The following is a 16,909-nucleotide window of genomic DNA, read 5'->3' as shown; positions in this document are numbered from 1 at the left end:
CGTCCGCGCCGGCGCACCGGCGCACCCCGCGCACCGCGCCGCCTCGCTGCCCCCGCGCCGCCGCGCGGACCGCCGATCGCGCCCGCACCCCCGCCGATCCCCCCGCGAGGAGTCTTCGTGAGCACCCCCACCACCGCCGCCGCGGTCCCCGAGCCGATGCCCCTCGACGAGATCGACCTCGCCGACAACGACCGTTTCCTGGACGGCGAAACCCCGTGGCGGATGTTCCACACGCTGCGCCGCGAGGACCCCGTGCACTGGCAACCCGAACCGGCCCCCAACAGCGGGTTCTGGGCGTTGACCCGGCACGCGGACATCGTCGCCGTCGACCGCGACCCGGACACCTTCACCTCCACGCGGTTCACCAACCTCGAGGAGGTCGACGACTCGCAGATCGCCATCCGCCGCTCGCTGCTGGAGACCGACGGGCTACGCCACACCGCGCTGCGCAAGCTGCTCCGGAAGCAGTTCACCCCGCGCGCGATCGCCGACTACGGCACGTTCCTGCGCGGGCTCACCGCCCGCACGCTGGACACCGCGCTGGCCAAGGGCACCTTCGACTTCGTGCACGAGGTCAGCGCCGACTTCCCGATCAACGTGCTGGCCAAGATGCTGGACGTGCCCGGCGAGGACACCGGCAAGCTGATCGACTGGGGCAACCGGATCATCGGCAACACCGACCCGGACTACGCGGACGTGCTCCTGGAGAGCAGCGAGAGCGAGCGCTACCGCGAACTGCCCTTCCGCAGCCCCGCCTCCCTGGAAGTCTTCGAGTACGGGCGGGAGTTGGCCGCCAAGCGGCGCGGCGGCGCGGGCACCGACCTGGTCAGCCGACTGGTCAACCAGGCTCCCTCGGACGGTGTCCCGCTGTCCGGACACGACTTCGACAACTATTTCCTGCTGCTGGTCGTGGCCGGCAACGAGACCACCCGGCACGCCATCTCGCACTCGATGCTCGCGCTGCTGCGCAACCCGGGCCAGTTGGAACTGCTGCGGGAGAACCTCGCGCTGATGCCGGACGCGGTCGAGGAGTTCCTGCGCTGGGCCTCCCCCGTCTACCACTTCCGCCGCACCGCGACACGCGACACCGAACTGGGCGGCAAGTCGATCCGCGCGGGCGACAAGGTGGTGCTGTGGTTCGCCTCGGGCAACCGGGACGAGGCGGTGTTCGAGAACCCGTACGACTTCGACGTCACCCGCCGCCACGTCGACCACGTCACCTTCGGCAAGGGCGGCCCGCACTTCTGTCTCGGCAACGCGCTCGCCCGCCTGGAGATGCGCGTCATGTTCGAGGAACTCCTGCCGCGTGTCGCCGACATCCGCCTGGCGGGCGAGGTCCGCCGGGTCCGCTCCAACTTCGTCAACGGCATCAAGGAACTCCCGGTGACGGTGACCCTGGCCTAGCGCCCGAGCCGCGGGCCCGGAGCCGACCCCCGCGGCCCGAACGGCGCCGAATCGCCCCCGAAGATCATTTCCGATTCGACCCGGCGGATCATTCGAACGAATTGAACGGGAGGCTACGGCGAGGGCCGAAAAATTGCCGCGTGGAATGTTCGCGACGCAGAATCTGTCAACAAAATCGGTTAACGGTGATTCACCGGTCGATCTCGTCGAGGCGAAGGCGACCCCCTCGTGAAGAAGCCGGACGGACTCCGCCCGCCCGACATCCTTGCAGGGTAGGAGCCTGATCGCGGCTTCCACAGGGAGATTTCCAGCCGGTCCGAATGGCCAATAATCGTTCTTGTTCGGCCGCCTATTCAACGCTTAGCGTCCTCCCCGAGATCAAACAGATCTCCTCGAATCGCAGTGCCCACCAAAGCACTGCGACCGATATCGCGGGAGTTGTCATGAACGACAAGATTCTGCTCGAAGAAACCACCGAGACGCGCGACTTCGCCGACCTGGACCTCGACGTCCGCATCGCGGACGGCGAGCTCGAGGCGTCCGCCTTCGGCTCGGCCGGCGGTGGCTGGACGTCGCCGAGCACGTACGGTGTGCAGTCGCGCTGTCCGATCTGCTGCGCCTGACCTGATAGTTCCGGGGGCGGGCGGGTCTGCCCGCCCCCGGGTGTCAACCTCCGGCGAGAGCCGGTCACACGGGCATGGGGTCGGTGCGGAACACGGTGCGACACTCCGAGCGGAATCCTGGGCGCGACGACGGTCCGAACGAGGGACGACACGACGCGCCGGAGAGCGAATACGAACCGGCCGGCCTCGTCTTCGTGCGCATGGCGAGTGTGCCGCGCGCGGAGACCGGCCCGGGTCCGGACCGCGTCGAGCCGGTCCGGGACACGGCCGACGCGCACACCCTCGCGGGACTGCGGCGGATCACCGCCGACCCGCTGCTGCGCGAGGCCGTCAGGGTCGCCAGCGGCAGTCTGTCCGCCGCCCTGGACCGGATCGACGAGGGCATCGACCCCGGCCCGAAGCGGCTTGCGGGCACCGCCCTGTCGGTGACCCGGTACGCGCTGCGGATGGCCGGTCGACCCACCCCGTTCGGCCTGTTCGCGGGCGTGACCGCGGCCCGCCTGGGCGCGTCCGCCCACGTGCGCGTGCACGGCCCCGGCAGCAAGGCGGTCCGCCTGGACGCCGGTCGACTCGACGAGCGGGTGCGGGACTGGCTCGCCGCCCCCGAGGTCCGACGCCGCGTCGACGTCATGCTCAACGACCTGTGCCGGGTGCGCGGCGACCGCCTGATGCTGGCCGGACCCGAACGCGAGATCTCGGTACGACACAGCCCCCTGGTCGCGCACCTGCGGACGATCGCGACCCACCCCGTCCCGTACGAGACCCTGCTCGACCGGGTCGGCGCGGCCTTCCCCGGCGCACCGCGCGATCGCCTCGACGCCTCGGTGGCGCAACTGCTGCGGCACGGCTTCCTGCTCAGCTCGATCACCCCGCACCGCCTGGACGACGCGCTGCTCGATCGCATCGACGGCGCCGTCGAGGACCTGCCGGACGCGGCCCGGGAGTTCCGCGCCACCCGGACCGCCGTACGCGAGTACGAGAAGGCCCGCCCCGGCGAGGGCACCGCGCCCTGGCGCCGGTTGATGGCCCTGGTCGATCCGCACACCGACGCCGCCCATCCGCCGGTCCAGGTGGATCTGCGGATGGACGCCGAACTCACCCTGCCCCGGACCGTGGCCGAGGAGGCGGGCAGCTACGCCGGCGCGATGTGGGCACTGTCCGACGCGTGGGTCACCCACGAACACATGCGCGACTACCGCAACCGCTTCGTCGAGCGGTACGGCACCACCCGCACCGTCCCGCTGGCCGAACTCGTCGACCCGCACCGGGGGCTGGGCTTCCCGACCGGCTACGGCGAACGCCTCGCCGTGGGCGACCGGCCCACCACCGGCTACCGGCCCGGCCGCGACCGACGCGTACTGACCGCCGAACTGGTCCAGGACGCCCTGCTGCGCGAGGACCGTGAACTGCGGCTCACCCCGGAGCTGATCGACCGGCTGGCCGACACCGCACAGTCCGAGCACGGCGAGCCCGCCGCGCCGCCGAACTCGCTCGACCTGTGCTTCCAACTGCTCGCGCACGACGTCGCCGACCTGGACCGGGGCCGGTTCAAGCTGGTCGCCACCCCGCACGCGGGCTCGTGGGTGGCCGGCTCGATGGCCGGCCGCTTCGCCGAACTCACGCACAGTACCGAAGAGTTGGCCAGGCTGGTGCACGCCGCGGCGGACCCCGGCACGCTGCCCGCCCAGGTGACGTTCCGGCCGCACACCGCCCGCGCGCTGAACATGATCCAGGTACCCGAACTGCTGCCCCACCACATCCCGGTCGGGGTGTACGCCGATCGGCGCGATCCGCACTGTCTGGACTGGCGCACGTTGCTCGTGGGCGTCGACGCCCGCGGCCTGACGCTGACCCTGGCCGAGACCGGCCAACGCGTGATGCCCGTGGTGCCGCACATGCTGGCGCTGGATCGCGAGGCGCCCAGGGTGGTCCGGCTGATGGTCGACATCGTCTTCGGCCGGTCCCGGACCTGGACCGGCTGGGACTGGGCGGGCCTGGAGGCGCTGCCACTGCTGCCCCGGGTGAGCTTCGGCCGGGTCGTCGCCGCGCCGCGCCGCTGGACCCCGGACCACGCGATGCGCGCGGCGGTCGAGGATCCGCGCGAGTTCGACCGCGCGCTGCGCGAATGGAGCGATCGATACGGTGTGCCGGACCGGGTCCAGGTGGTGCACTGGGACCGGGTCTACGGGCTCGACCTGGGTGAGTCCTGGCATCGCACGCTGCTGCGCCACGAGGTGCGCAAGGGCCGGCTCGCCCTGTTCGAGGACCTGACCGAAGACGGTCGCGGCTTCGGCTGGGCCGACGGGCACGGCACCGAGGTGGTCGTCCCGCTGACCCGCCGACCCGAGGCCGGCACACCGACCGCGACCGCCCGGGCAACGCCCTCGCGCGGCGCGGAACCTGCCGCCGCCGATTACCGTCTGCCTGGCGAGGACTGGTTGTTCGCAAAGCTGTACGCGACCTCGGACACGCACGACGAGCTGCTCCGGATGCACCTGCCCGCGCTGCTCGCCGAGGTCGGGGAGCGGGTCGACCGCTGGTTCTTCATCCGCTACCTGGACCCCGAGCCGCACATCCGGATCCGGCTGCACGGCGATCCGGCGGCGCTGGCCGAGCACGTGTTGCCGGAACTGGCGCGACGCGTACGGGCGATGCGCGAGGCGGGCGCGATCCGCACGATGGCACTGGACGTGTACGAGCCGGAGACCGAACGCTACGGCGGGCCGGACGCGTTGGCGGCCGCCGAGCGCCTGTTCACGCTGGACAGCAGGTCGGTACTCGCCCAACTGGGCCTGCGGGCACGCGGCGCGCTCGCGGTGCCGGACGAGGTGCTGATCGCGGTCAACCACGCACTGCTCCTGGAGAGCCTGGGCGATTGGGACTGGCCCTCGTGGGTGCGGTACGCGTTCGCCAAGGAACCCGACCAGAGCGCGTTCCGTCGGCATCGCGCCCTGGTCCGGGAGCTGATCCGGCCGGGCCGCACGGCCGCGGCGGTCGGTGAGCGCCTGGGCGTCCCGGCGCTGGCCGAGTTGTGGTCCCGGCCGCCGTACGGCCGGGCGTACGGGGAGATCGTGCTGTCCGACGCGGGTCGCCGACCGGCCGGCGCCGCGCACGAGAACGCCGTACTCGGGCTGTTGCACATGCAGCACAACCGGCTGCTCGGCATCGACCGGGCGGGCGAACAGCGCGGTTACGCGATCCTGCGCGGCATCGCGTGCGACCACCTGGGACGGCTCGCGCACGCGCCGGCGCGGCCCGGTGCCACGAAGGCGGGCGCGACGCGGTCGAGCGTCGCGAACACGGGTGCCATCGGCTCCGCGAGCACGGGTTCCGGTGCCACGAACGACGCGGAGAGGGGCGGTCGGGATGGCTGAGCCGACGGCGGCCGGCGGCACGGCGGTGGGCACGAGCACCAAACCCCGCCACGCGGAACGGGCCCGGTCGATCGTGGCCCGGGTGCTCGACCGGCTGGCCGATCCGGCGGCCGTCGCCGCCGACACCGAGGTGCTGGCCGACGCCTCCCGCGACGGCGACGAGCAGCCGCTGTGGACGGACCTGTCGCTCTCCAGCGGGTTCCCCGGCGTCTCCCTGGCCTTCAGCGGCAGCACCCGGCGCGGTCCCGGGCACGCCGAGCGCGCGCACGCCCACCTGGCTCGGGCGATGGCCGTACTGGCCCGGGAGCGCTTCCCGGCGGGCGGCATCTTCACCGGTCCGGGGTCGGTCGCCTTCGCCACCCTGGTCGCACACCGGGCGACCGGCGGGTACGTGAGCGCGCTGACCCGGATGGACGAGCACCAGCGCCGGGTGGTCCGGGCGGCCCTGCCGCGCCCGCGCGGCACCGCACCGCTCGCCACCAACGGCGAGTTCGAGACCGTCCGCGGACTGACCGGGATCGGCCGCTACCTGCTGGCCCGCGACGCCGACGGCGACGAGTTGCGGATGGTGCTGTCCTACCTGGTCGGGCTGGCCGAAGGCGAGATCCTCCACCGCGGTCGCAAGGTGCCGCGCTGGTGGACCCTGGCGGCGCCCAAGCTGGGCCAGGAGGTCGAGATGCCCGCCGGGCATCTGAACCTGGGCCTGTCGCACGGCGTCGCGGGACCGCTGGCACTGCTCGCGCTGACCTGGCGCGCGGGCGTACGGGTGCCGGGGCAACCCGCCGCGATCGAGCGACTGGTGGCGCTGCTGGCCCGATGCGCGGTCCCCGCCGGCGACGGCCTGTGGTGGCCGGCCTATCGCACCCTGGAGCAGTGGGCTTCCGAGCCCGACCCCGACTCCCCGGCACAGCGCCCGTCCTGGTGCTACGGCGTCCCCGGGGTGTCGCGCGCGGTGCAGTTGGCGGCGCTCGCCCTCGACCGGCCCGACTGGCACGAACTCACCCGGCGTTCGGTGTCCGGTCTGCTCGGCACTCCGATCGCGGAGTGGGGCATCGACGATCCGGCGCTGTGCCACGGCTGGGGCGGACTGATGCACCTGCTCGGTCTGCTGGCCGAACACCTCGACGACGCCCGACTACCCGCCGTCCGGGACGAGTTGGCCGCGTTGGTGCTCGCCCAATATCGTGACGAGTACCGCTTCGGCTTCCGCTCGACGATGACCCGCGCCGCGCAGGGCGTGGACGTACCGGCGTTCCTGGAGGGTGCCGCGGGGGTCGTGCTCGCCCTGGACGCGTACGCCGAGGGTCGCACGACGGCGGGCTGGGACCAGGCGCTCCTGGTGGTGTGACGCCGGTGCGCGGAGAGGGGTCAAAAGCCGGATGGTCCCGTGTACGTTCCCCTGCCATGGACTCTTCCAGCGGTATATCGGCCGCTCCGCCCGGATCCGGCGGGCCTGCTCGATCCCCCGGCGCCTCCCGCCCCGGGGGCCGGCCCCGGAACGCGCTCGTGGTGGTCGTGCTCGCCCTCCTGGCCGCCCTCGTCCCGTCCACGGCCTCCGTCGCCACAACCACCCACGCCACCGCGGCCACCCTCACCGCCGCGGAGCAACGGTGGGGCAACGACCGCCTCGATCAGGTCACTTCGCTGACCACGCACAACTCGTTCACCAACTACGAGGACTCGCGGTGGTCCTCGGTCAACCAGTCCGAGTCGGTGCGCGGACAGTTGGATCGCGGCGTGCGCGGGCTGATGCTCGACACGCACTGGTACGAGCACAGCACCGGTCTGTGCATCATCAGCTTCGGCAGCGACTGCTACCCGAGCGACGTGTACCTGTGCCACGGCGACTGCAAGGCGTTCGCGGGGGTGACCTACGCGTTGCCCCGGCAGAGCTTCGCGGCGACGATGCAGACCGTGGTGGACTTCCTGAACGCGAATCCGCTGGAAGTGGTGACCGTGTTCCTGGAGGACTACGTCGACACCGATCGGCTGCGTCGATCCCTGGAGCGGGTGCGCGGGCTGCCGGAGCTGCTCTTCCGGCCGGACACCGCCGGGGTGCGGGACACCGGCTGGCCGAGGGTGGCGGACCTGGTCACCGCGAACAAGCGGCTGCTGGTGTTCTCCGACAAGCCCGGCAAGGAGGGCCTGGGGGTGATGTACGACAAGGAGTGGACCGTGCAGAACTACTGGAGTCTGGGCGACCTGGGCAACGACCTGGCCTGCACGAGCCGATGGTCGGACGTGCCGCTGAACCGGATCGAGCCGGGCTTTCGTCGGTTGTTCGTGATGAGTCACTTCCGCAATGTGCCGACGATCGGGACGGCCGCCCTGGACAACGGGACCAAGCTGCGTGATCGCATCGCACAACAGTGCGGGACGGCCGCGGGCCGGAGTCCGAACTTCGTCGCCGTGGACTTCCATCGGCAGTCCGACGGGAGCGGGCGTTCGCCGGCATCGATCGTCGCGGAGCTGAACGCGGGCTGAGCGGTCCGGCGGGTCGGGGCCGTACGGGTGACCGGGCCGGGCCGCACGCCCGGGCCCGACCCGCACGAATGGGCGAGCGGGGGCGGAGGGGCGGGCCGAAGCGCACGGGCTCCGACGGCGGCGTTGACCGGCGACACGAGGGTGCCGGTCGAACCGCCGTCGGAACGCTCCGTCGGGACCCCCGAGGCGTTCCGTCGCGGCGCCCCCGGTCGGACCGCCCGGCGCGGGCGGTCCGACCATCGCATCCGACCGGGTGGTCCTCAGGCGCGCTTGGCGGTGCGAGCGCTCGTCGTGCGCTTGGCCCCGGTCGTCTTGCGGCCGGGCGTGCTGCGCGTGGTGGGCTTGGCGGTGGTCTTCTTGGCGGTGGTCTTCTTCGCCGCCGCCGTCGCGGTGGTCTTCTTCGCGGTGGTCTTCTTGGCGGTGGTCTTCTTCGCCGCGGTCGTCTTGGCGGCCGTGGTCTTCGCGGCCGCCCTGGGGGTGGCCTTCTTCGCCGTGGTCTTGCGGGCCGGGGCGGCGGTCTTGGCCGCGGTGGCCCGCGTGGTCGCCTTCTTGGCCGTCTTCTTGGCGGTGGCCTTCTTCGCGGTCGTCTTCTTGGCCGCGGCCTTCTTGCCCGCGACGGTGGTACCACCGGTCACCGTGCCCGGCGAGGCCTTCTTGATCGCGGTCTCGCCCCGGGTGAGCTTCTTGGTGCCGCCGGTGAGGTCCTTGAAGCCCTGGCCGGGGCGGAAGCGCGGCACGGAGGTCTTCTTGACCCGAACCCGTTCGCCCGTCTGGGGGTTACGGGCGTACCGGGCGGCGCGCTCGACCTTCTCGAACGAGCCGAAGCCGGTGACCGAGACCCGGTCCCCGGCGACGACCGAACGGATGATGGTGTCCAGGACCGCGTCGACCGCTTCCTCGGCCGCAGCCCGGCCGCCGAGCTTGTCGGCGATGGCTTCGACGAGTTGTGCCTTGTTCATGAGACGCCTTTCGTGGTGCGGGGGTACCGATCGCTTTCGATCGGCCGGACCATCCGACCGATCGGGTCGAACGCCGTTGCGCCAGTACCCATTTCCATGACTGTAACTCTCCGTCACACGGGGGGCATTTCGAACCGCAGCAAAGTGGTGCTCGAAACACCCCCTTGGATCAACGACGAGGGCCCGTGCGGAGATCCGCGCAACGCTCCACAAATCCTGGTGCCCGGTCCCGATGTTGATCGAGCGAGGGGCGGTTTCCCCTTGTGGCACAAGGCCCGAGGCGGTGCGGACCGGTCGTGATCCCGACCCGGCGGCGGCCTTCGGGGGGTGCGGTAATCGGGAAATACGCGCCGACTCGCGCATCCGCCGAACGGATTTCGCACATTCGGCGTGGCAACGGCCGTTCGTGGCCCTGATCCGCGCTCCGAGCCGCCGGCAACTCACCGAATCCGACCCACAATCGATCGTCCGCGTCCCGCGTCCTCCGGAACCGCCGGGCAACCCTCGAATCGGCCGTCGCCGGACCTTCCTCGACCGCCCGAAAGGGCCTTTGACGTGCACCGATACCGGTCCGCCGGATATCTTGCCGGACCGCCGGAAGGCGCGCTTCGATGCCCGGCGGGCGAATCGACCACCCCGGCCGGATTCCGCACCGCTCGGTGGGCCGCGCACGCCCGCCCGGCAGGGCTTTTCGGCTCCCCCGGGGTCGCCTAGACCCCTTCCGGCCGCTGACCCGGCCAGTCCAGTTTCAGGCGTTGCAGCTTCGGCAGTTGGGCGACCACGAGGTCGTACGAGTCCTCGATCAGGTCCCGCACCAGCGTCTCCGGCAGCGAGCCGTCCAGGGTCACGGTGTTCCAGTGCCGCTTGTTCAGGTGGTAGCCGGCCTCGATCGCCGAATGCTCGGCACGCAGCCGGATCGCGAGTTCCGGGTCGCACTTCAGGCTCACCCGCAACGGCTCCGGGTCGGTCAGCACCGAGAACGCGAAGATCTTGCCGCCCACCTTGAACGTGGACAGGTCGGGACTGCGCCCGAACGGAAACTCCTCCACGGCCCCGTTGAACCCGAGGCACATCCCCCGGAGCCGTTCCGCGCCCATCATCGGCAACCCCTGCTTGTCGACCATCCCGCCAGTATGGCGCCCGTCCACCGCACTAAAGTGCGACCGCGACGGGCCCGAGCGGGGCCCATCCGCCGAGGAGGAGGACCATGACGAACCCGCTGATCGCCGCCGTGGGCGATCGGGAACCGCAGATCGACCCCGGCGCGTTCGTGGCCCTGAACGCGACGGTGATCGGTGCCGTCACCCTCGCCGTCGGCGCGAGCGTCTGGTACGGCGCGGTGCTGCGCGGCGACGCCGAATCGATCGTGGTGGGCCCGGACACCAACATCCAGGACAACTGCACCGTGCACAGCGACCCGGAGTTCCCGACCGTGATCGGCGCCCGCGTGTCCGTCGGCCACAACGCGGTGCTGCACGGCTGCACGATCGAGGACGACGTCCTGGTCGGGATGAACTCCACCGTCCTCAACGGCGCGCACGTCGGCGCGGGCGCCCTGGTCGCCGCCGGCGCCGTGGTCCCTCAGGGCATGCGGGTGCCGCCCGGCGTGCTGGTGGCGGGCGTACCGGCCAAAATCAAGCGCGAACTCACCGAGGACGAGCGCGCCGGCATCAAGGTCAACGGTGCCGGATACCGATTCCTGGCCCAAGCCCACGGCGAGATCACCCCGCGCTGACGTCCGTTCCGGTCCGCCGACGTCCGTTCCCGCTCCGCCGAACCCCGCCGGGTTCGGCGGAGTTCGCGCGTCGGCACGCGCGCCGCGTCCCGGTGTTGCGCGGACCCGTGTCGCGGAACACCGCATCCAACCCCACCGCCGGCCGGCGCGCAAGGGCGCCCCGGCCGGCGGTGGTCGGCGCGCCGCCGGAACCCGAGGTCCCGGGCGTCCGTCCTCCGGATCCTCGATCCGGGTCGAGCGCCGCGCCCGACACCCCCATGCCTCACCGCCGCCGTCGCCGAACCGACCCGGCCGCGCGCCGGCCCATCCGGCCCTCTTCGCGGCTTTCGCCCGTGCTTCGGTGCCGGCTTGAATTCGGCCTCCCACCAGGCAATTTGTCCCAGCCATACGTGACCGTATGGATGCGGAGAGTGGGGTGCGAATCATCACCAAGCACCGCATCAAAGACTTCTGTTCATCCATAACCGGAACCGGGCCTTCGACTTGACGCCGGTACGACGAGCCCATGATCGTGTTCCGGCCGCCGGTGTTCCGCGAAGGACTCTCGACGGAGCCGGCCGGACAACCCTCATGCGGAAGGGCTACCGATGGGCCGATTTTGGAATCTCAAGACGCAGAACTCATCCGACAAAATCTCGCGGCCGTCGCCCCCCAGGCCGCAGATGTCACGTCCCACTTCTACGCTCTCCTGTTCCTGCGGCAACCCGCGCTGCGCGACCTGTTCCCCCCGGCGATGGACGTCCAGCGCGACCGTCTGCTGCACGCACTGATCCGCATCGTCGGCGACCTGGAGAACGCTCCGGCACTGAGCGGATTCCTCGGCCAACTCGGTCGTGACCATCGCAAGTTCGATGTCATCGCCGAGCACTACGACCTGGTCGGCGAGTGCCTGGTCGCCGCGCTCGCGCGATTCAGCGGCGACACCTGGAACGACGCCGTGCAGTCCGCCTGGGTGCGCGCGTACGGCGCCGCGGCGGGCATCATGATCGGCGCGGCCGACGAGGATGCCCGGACCAACCCCCCACACTGGGCCGCGGAGATCGTCGCACACGAGAAGCCCGCCGACGACATCGCCGTGGTCACGGTGCGTCCGGACGTACCGTTTCCCTACCGGGCGGGCCAGTACACGTTCCTGGAAACCCCGTGGTGGCCACGGGTATGGCGGGCGTACTCGATCGCCAACGCGCCCGACCCGCAGGGCCTGCTCACCTTCCACGTGCGCTCGGTGCCGGCGGGTTGGGTGAGCAACGCCCTGGTACACAAGGCGAAACCGGGCGATCGGATCAAACTGGGCGCCGCCATGGGCGAGATGGTCGTCGACCACCTGGCACCCAACCCGGTGTTGTGCGTGGCGGGCGGTACGGGACTGGCGCCGCTGAAGGCCATGGTCGAGGAAATGGCCTACTACGGCACCGATCGTTTCGTCGACCTGTTCTACGGCGCCAGCGCGCACAGCGGCCTGTACGGGCTCGAAGACCTGCTGCGGCTGTCCCAGCGGGTGTCCTGGCTGCGGGTGCGGCCCGCGCTCGACGACCTGACCTTGGCGGGGATCAGCGGAGGGGTCTCCGACGTGGTCAAGGAATACGGGCCTCGCTACGACTGCGACGCGTACCTGAGCGGGCCGCCCGCGATGGTGCTGGACAGTGCGCGCGTGTTGCGCAGGCTCGGCCTGAGCCGCAGACAGATCCACCACGACCCGGTCGTCGGGGCGTACGCCACCGACGTCGCGGCCGAGTCGGCCACCCCGGTCGGCGCGGAGGTGCCGGGCTGATCCTTCGGCCGCCGACGCCCACGCGTACCCCACCAGATCCGAAACAGGCTCCCGCGACCCCGTGGTCGCACCGAGCCGGTTCCCAGGAGAACCTTGACCGAGCAGAGCATCACCCGGCTCCGCGGTGATCAGCCGTCGTGCCCCGAACCGCGCCACGAGGTACCCGCCCCGCCCGCCCCACCCGCCCAGCCCGCGCGTCCGCACGGCACCGTGGATCTCGCGCAGGCCCTCTCGTTCCTGGACCGCTTCCATCAGGAGAGCAACTCGCCCACCGATCCCGAGGCCCGCCGGCGAGAGATCGCCGAGCAGATCCGCGAGACCGGCACCTACACCCACACCTCGGCCGAACTCACCTGGGGCGCCCGGGTCGCCTGGCGCAACTCGGCCCGCTGCATCGGCCGGTTGTACTGGAACAGCCTGTCCGTGCGCGACCGCCGGCACGTCAGTCGCCCGGACGAGGTGGCCGCCCAGTGCGCGGGGCACCTGCGCGAGACCTGGCGCGGCGGCCGGATCCGGCCCACGATCACCGTCTTCGCGCCCGACACCCCCACCGGGCCGAAGGTGCGGATCTGGAACGAGCAGCTCATCCGCTACGCCGGCTACCGCCGGGCGGACGGCAGCCTCGTGGGCGACGGCCGCAACCTGGGCATCACCGAACTCGCGTGCGAACTCGGCTGGCACGGGGCCGGCACCGACTTCGACCCACTACCGCTGATCGTCGAGGACGAGGGCGGCGGACTCCGCGCGTACGCACTGCCCTCGGACGCGATCCGCGAGGTGGAATTGTCCCACCCCGAGCACCCCGGGTTCGCCGCGCTGGGCCTGCGCTGGCACGCGATCCCGGCGATCTCCAACATGCGCCTGGAGATCGGCGGCGTCTCCTACAGCGCGGCGCCGTTCAACGGCTGGTACATGGGCACCGAGATCGGTGCCCGCAACCTGGTCGACGCGGATCGCTACGACATGCTCCCGGCGATCGCCGCGCTGTTCGGCCTGGACACCTCCAGCGAGCGCACGCTGTGGCGGGACCGTGCCTTGATCGAGCTCAACCGTTCCGTGCTGCACTCGTTCGACGCGGCCGGGGCGACCATCACCGACCACCACACCGAGTCCGACCGCTTCCTGCGTCACGTGCAACGCGAGGCGGAGGCGGGCCGCACGTGTCCGGCGGACTGGAGTTGGATCGTGCCGCCCGTCTCCGGCGGCCTGACGCCGGTCTATCACCGCTACTACGACGACTACGACGAGACCACCCATAGCCCGGCCTTCCTGCTCGACGAGGCGGCCGCCGGCCGCTCGGCGGGCCGGCACCCCTGACCCGCCCGCCGATCGGGCGATCGAGTGAATCCGGCGGACCGGGCGCATCCCGCCCGGTCCGCCGGAGCCGGGAGCACAGGGCCCGGTCCGCCCCGGGCGCCCGCCACTTGGGTGTTTCGCCGATGTCGGGGCGGGAAATCTCGGGGGCCGCGGTCGCGATGAGGCTCCGGCCGACGCGTCCCCCACGGCGCGTCGTGGCATCAGGTGAAGGAATGGATCGATGGCAACAGGCAAAGTGAAGTGGTTCAATGCGGATAAGGGCTTCGGCTTCATCGAGCAGGACGACGGCAGCCCGGACGTATTCGTACACTTCTCGGCCATCCAGAGCACCGGCTTCCGGCAGTTGGAGGAGAACGACCGGGTCGAGTTCGACGTCACCCAGGGCCCCAAGGGTCCCCAGGCGGAGAATGTCAGCGTCCTCAAGGGCTGACACGGCGCCAGTCGATCGGTCGACCACCGGGGCATCTTCGGGACCCTCGTCCCGAAGATGCCCCGGTTCACGTTCCGGGCCGCGGCGGCGCGGGTCGCCGCGGGCGGGTCCGACGCCGGTGCGGCAGGCGTGCGTTCAGCCGCGGGCGGGTGTGTCCCGGGTCGGGTCGCGGCGGTCCCGGCGGCGGACGATGGTGAGGCCGACGAAACCGGCGACGGTGAGTGCGGCGGTGAGCACCGAGAGGGACAACAACAGGTCGACCGTGCCCTGATGGTCGTTCCACGGGTACGACGGGACCGTTGCGCCGTCACCGAACTCGGTGGTGTCGACCATCGACTTCCGCACCCGTACGCCGAACCACACCGCGCCGGCGACCACCGCGGACAGTCCGCTCAGCCCGGCCGACACGAGCGGCGCGAGGTACCAGGCGCCGTGCGGACGCACCGGCACGGGCACCGGCGAGGGGGACGGCGGCTGCCACGCCGGGGGCGGCGGGGTCGGATACGACCGGCGGTTGATCATGGACCACATCCTGGGTCGGCGCCGGATCGGCCGGCCTGAGTACGCGTACTCGGATTCGCGTCGCGTTCACGCCCGGACGATAGGTTCTCCTGCGCACTTGCGTGATCACTCGGGGAAGGTCTCATCGGCATGTCGCGAAGATTGTCGCCGTCCGGCGGCGGACGCATCGAACTCGAGCACTTCCGGTGGTGCCCGTGCTGAGCGCGGCCGACGCCGATGTGAACCCCGCCGTGTTGTGGCCGGCCACCGCGATCACCGCGCTCCTGCTCACCCTCGGACTGGCCTGGGGCGCTCGGCGGTTGCTCGGGCTGCCGGTGGGCACGCGCCGCACACTCGCCGCGGGGCTGCTCGGACTCGTGGTGTCGTGGGCACTCGGCGGCAGCGTCCAACGGCACAATCCCGGCGTATTCATGACCATCACGCTCGGTGTGGCGCTGCTCGCCGCGATGACCTTCATCGTGGTGACCGAGGCGCTCGTCCCGAGCGGATCGTGGCCGGGCACGGTCGAGTTCGTCCGCGGACTGCGCCGCCGCTTCGCGCGCGGACGCCGCTACTCGCAGATCAGTCGGATCGCGGCCAGGCACGGACTCGGGCCCTACCTGCGCGGGCGCCGGGCCGATCGCACGAGCCGGCGGGCCGGCCTGGCCCGCTCGTTGCAGGAGGCGCTCCAGGACGGCGGGGTCACCTTCGTCAAGCTCGGCCAGGTGTTGTCCACCCGCCGCGACCTGCTGCCGGTCGAGTTCGTGGACGCGCTCGCGCTGCTCCAGCACCGCGTCGCGCCCGCGCCCTGGGCGGAGGTGGAGCGGGTTCTGACCGCCGAACTGGGCGCGCCGGTGACCGAGGTGTTCGCCGAGTTCGATCCCGAGCCGCTCGCGGCCGCGTCGATCGCCCAGGTCCATCGCGCCCGGCTGCGTTCCGGCGCGGAGGTGGTGGTCAAGGTGCAGCGCCCGGGGATCGGACCGATCGTCGAGCGGGATCTGGACATCCTGGCCCGGCTGGCGACGAGCCTGGACCGGCGCACCACATGGGGGCGCGCGCTGGGCCTGGTCGAGCTCGCCGACGGCTTCGCGGTGGCGCTGCGGGAGGAGTTGGACTTCCGGATCGAGGCGCGCAACACCGCCGCGGTGACCGCCGCCGGCGCCGGACGGCGCGACGCCCGGCTGATCCTGCCCGGACTGCATCCCGAGCTGAGCACCGCACGGGTGCTGGTGCTCGACCGGCTGGACGGCATACCGCTGGGCGACGCCATCGCGACGCTGGACGAGCGCGGGGTCGATCGGGGCGAGTTGGCCCGGATGTTGTTGGGCGAGTTGTTGCGGCAGCTCATGTTCGACGGGATCTTCCACGCCGACCCGCACCCGGGCAACATAATGTTGCTCGCCGACGGCCGGTTGGCGCTGCTCGACTTCGGCTCGGTGGGCCGGATCGACGCGCAACTGCGGGCCGGACTCCAGGAACTGCTGCTCGCGCTCGGCCGCGCCGATCCGGCCGCGATGTCCGACGCGCTGCTCCAGGTGGTGACCCGCCCGGCGGAGTTGGACGAGCAGCGGCTGCAACGCGCGCTGGGCCAGTTCATGGCCCGCCATCTCAGCGCGGGCCTGGCGCCGGATCTGGCCATGTTCACCGACCTGTTCCGGCTGGTGTCCGCGTTCGAGTTGACCGTGGCACCGGAGATCGCCGCCGTCTTCCGGTCGTTGGCCACCGTCGAGGGCACGCTGACCGGGATCGAACCTGGCTTCGACATCTTCGCCGAGGCGCGCGGCTACGCGACCAAGCACGTCACCGACCGCTTGGAGCCGGCCGGTCTGCGCGATGCCGCGGCCAGTGAACTGATGCATCTGCTACCGGTGTTGCGCCGCCTTCCGCGTCGCTTCGAGCGGGTGACGGGCGCGCTGGAGGAGGGTCGGCTGGGGGTCAACGTCCGGTTGTTGGCCGACGAACGCGACCGCCGCGTGCTCACGTCCATGCTGCATCGGACGCTGCTGACGGTGCTCGGCGCGACGGCCGGGATCATGGCCGTGCTGCTGCTGGGCACCGAGGGCGGGCCGCGGGTGGGCGACAGCGTGGGCCTGTACCAACTGTTCGGCTACAACCTGCTGGTGGTGAGCTGCGTCCTGGTCCTGCGCGTGTTGTTCGGCATCTTCCGGGCGGAACGCGCGGACGCGCGAACATGACGTCGGGGCCGGTGGCGGGCTCCGACACGGAAGTCGGCTACCTTCCGCCCGCGGTCGGAGACGCTCGGGTAGCTTGACCGTTTCATGATCGTTTCGTTCGGCGTCATGCCGTCCCA

The 16,909-nt window shown here is 71.4% G+C and carries 13 protein-coding genes; 10 read left to right on the top strand and 3 right to left on the bottom strand.

Features of this window, described 5'->3' with window-relative positions; genetic code table 11:
* Positions 1-156 precede the first annotated feature (156 nt).
* The 5 genes from ACZ4FV_RS15195 (at position 157) to ACZ4FV_RS15175 (ending at position 7,885) form a co-directional block, all read left to right on the top strand.
* Positions 157-1,404, top strand: coding sequence for a cytochrome P450 (locus ACZ4FV_RS15195; protein ID WP_395859333.1), 1,248 nt, complete (start codon positions 157-159; stop codon positions 1,402-1,404).
* 443 nt (positions 1,405-1,847) lie between these two features.
* Entirely contained in the window at positions 1,848-2,027 is a 180-nt protein-coding gene (gene lanA, locus ACZ4FV_RS15190) for an SCO0268 family class II lanthipeptide (RefSeq protein WP_395859213.1), read from the top strand.
* Positions 2,028-2,122: 95 nt separating this feature from the next.
* Positions 2,123-5,401: a lantibiotic dehydratase gene (locus ACZ4FV_RS15185; protein ID WP_465322744.1), complete on the top strand. Its 3,279-nt coding sequence runs from the start codon at positions 2,123-2,125 to the stop codon at positions 5,399-5,401.
* The gene (locus ACZ4FV_RS15180) at positions 5,394-6,749 is read left to right on the top strand and encodes a lanthionine synthetase C family protein (protein ID WP_465322743.1); all 1,356 of its coding nucleotides are present in this window, start codon (positions 5,394-5,396) and stop codon (positions 6,747-6,749) included. The genes ACZ4FV_RS15185 and ACZ4FV_RS15180 overlap by 8 nt, the downstream gene beginning before the upstream one ends.
* A gap of 158 nt (positions 6,750-6,907) precedes the next feature.
* Positions 6,908-7,885: a PI-PLC domain-containing protein gene (locus ACZ4FV_RS15175; protein WP_465322742.1), complete on the top strand. Its 978-nt coding sequence runs from the start codon at positions 6,908-6,910 to the stop codon at positions 7,883-7,885.
* A gap of 260 nt (positions 7,886-8,145) precedes the next feature.
* Here ACZ4FV_RS15175 and ACZ4FV_RS15170 read toward each other — a convergent pair whose 3' ends face one another.
* Together ACZ4FV_RS15170 and ACZ4FV_RS15165 are read right to left on the bottom strand one after the other, a co-directional pair.
* Positions 8,146-8,844 carry an HU family DNA-binding protein gene (locus ACZ4FV_RS15170; RefSeq protein WP_395859209.1) on the bottom strand — a complete coding sequence of 233 codons (699 nt, stop codon included), beginning with the start codon at positions 8,842-8,844 and terminating at the stop codon, positions 8,146-8,148.
* A gap of 710 nt (positions 8,845-9,554) precedes the next feature.
* Complete coding sequence (locus ACZ4FV_RS15165; RefSeq protein WP_395859332.1) at positions 9,555-9,941, bottom strand: MmcQ/YjbR family DNA-binding protein; 387 nt, start codon at positions 9,939-9,941, stop codon at positions 9,555-9,557.
* Positions 9,942-10,051: 110 nt separating this feature from the next.
* Between ACZ4FV_RS15165 and ACZ4FV_RS15160 the strand changes: the two genes are divergently transcribed.
* The 4 genes from ACZ4FV_RS15160 to ACZ4FV_RS15145 all read left to right on the top strand — a co-directional run bounded on the left by ACZ4FV_RS15160 (position 10,052) and on the right by ACZ4FV_RS15145 (position 14,097).
* Complete coding sequence (locus ACZ4FV_RS15160) at positions 10,052-10,579, top strand: gamma carbonic anhydrase family protein (protein WP_395859208.1); 528 nt, start codon at positions 10,052-10,054, stop codon at positions 10,577-10,579.
* 598 nt (positions 10,580-11,177) lie between these two features.
* The gene (locus ACZ4FV_RS15155) at positions 11,178-12,350 is read left to right on the top strand and encodes a globin domain-containing protein (RefSeq protein WP_395859207.1); all 1,173 of its coding nucleotides are present in this window, start codon (positions 11,178-11,180) and stop codon (positions 12,348-12,350) included.
* A gap of 210 nt (positions 12,351-12,560) precedes the next feature.
* Positions 12,561-13,667 carry a nitric oxide synthase oxygenase gene (locus tag ACZ4FV_RS15150; protein ID WP_395859331.1) on the top strand — a complete coding sequence of 369 codons (1,107 nt, stop codon included), beginning with the start codon at positions 12,561-12,563 and terminating at the stop codon, positions 13,665-13,667.
* Between the two features lie 220 nt (positions 13,668-13,887).
* Positions 13,888-14,097: a cold-shock protein gene (locus tag ACZ4FV_RS15145; protein ID WP_395859206.1), complete on the top strand. Its 210-nt coding sequence runs from the start codon at positions 13,888-13,890 to the stop codon at positions 14,095-14,097.
* A 135-nt stretch (positions 14,098-14,232) separates the two neighbouring features.
* On the opposite strand, the gene ACZ4FV_RS15140 is transcribed toward ACZ4FV_RS15145, so the two are convergent.
* Entirely contained in the window at positions 14,233-14,619 is a 387-nt protein-coding gene (locus ACZ4FV_RS15140; RefSeq protein ID WP_402232495.1) for a hypothetical protein, read from the bottom strand.
* A 188-nt stretch (positions 14,620-14,807) separates the two neighbouring features.
* On the opposite strand from ACZ4FV_RS15140, the gene ACZ4FV_RS15135 reads away from it, so the two are divergent.
* Entirely contained in the window at positions 14,808-16,793 is a 1,986-nt protein-coding gene (locus tag ACZ4FV_RS15135) for an ABC1 kinase family protein (RefSeq protein WP_395859204.1), read from the top strand.
* Positions 16,794-16,909: the final 116 nt, after the last annotated feature.

The sequence above is a fragment of the Embleya sp. NPDC025285 genome (assembly GCF_055558835.1).
Note: the sequence above shows the minus strand (reverse complement) of the source record. Positions and strands in the feature narration are given on the sequence as shown.

Bases quoted from the DNA above. Each gene is read 5' to 3' on its own strand.
- ACZ4FV_RS15145 (WP_395859206.1), top strand. From the start codon at position 13,888: ATGGCAACAGGCAAAGTGAAGTGGTTCAATGCGGATAAGGGCTTCGGC.
- ACZ4FV_RS15170 (WP_395859209.1), bottom strand. From the start codon at position 8,844: ATGAACAAGGCACAACTCGTCGAAGCCATCGCCGACAAGCTCGGCGGC.
- ACZ4FV_RS15180 (WP_465322743.1), top strand. From the start codon at position 5,394: ATGGCTGAGCCGACGGCGGCCGGCGGCACGGCGGTGGGCACGAGCACC.
- ACZ4FV_RS15160 (WP_395859208.1), top strand. From the start codon at position 10,052: ATGACGAACCCGCTGATCGCCGCCGTGGGCGATCGGGAACCGCAGATC.
- ACZ4FV_RS15140 (WP_402232495.1), bottom strand. From the start codon at position 14,619: ATGATCAACCGCCGGTCGTATCCGACCCCGCCGCCCCCGGCGTGGCAG.
- lanA (WP_395859213.1), top strand. From the start codon at position 1,848: ATGAACGACAAGATTCTGCTCGAAGAAACCACCGAGACGCGCGACTTC.
- ACZ4FV_RS15165 (WP_395859332.1), bottom strand. From the start codon at position 9,941: ATGGGCGCGGAACGGCTCCGGGGGATGTGCCTCGGGTTCAACGGGGCC.
- ACZ4FV_RS15195 (WP_395859333.1), top strand. From the start codon at position 157: ATGCCCCTCGACGAGATCGACCTCGCCGACAACGACCGTTTCCTGGAC.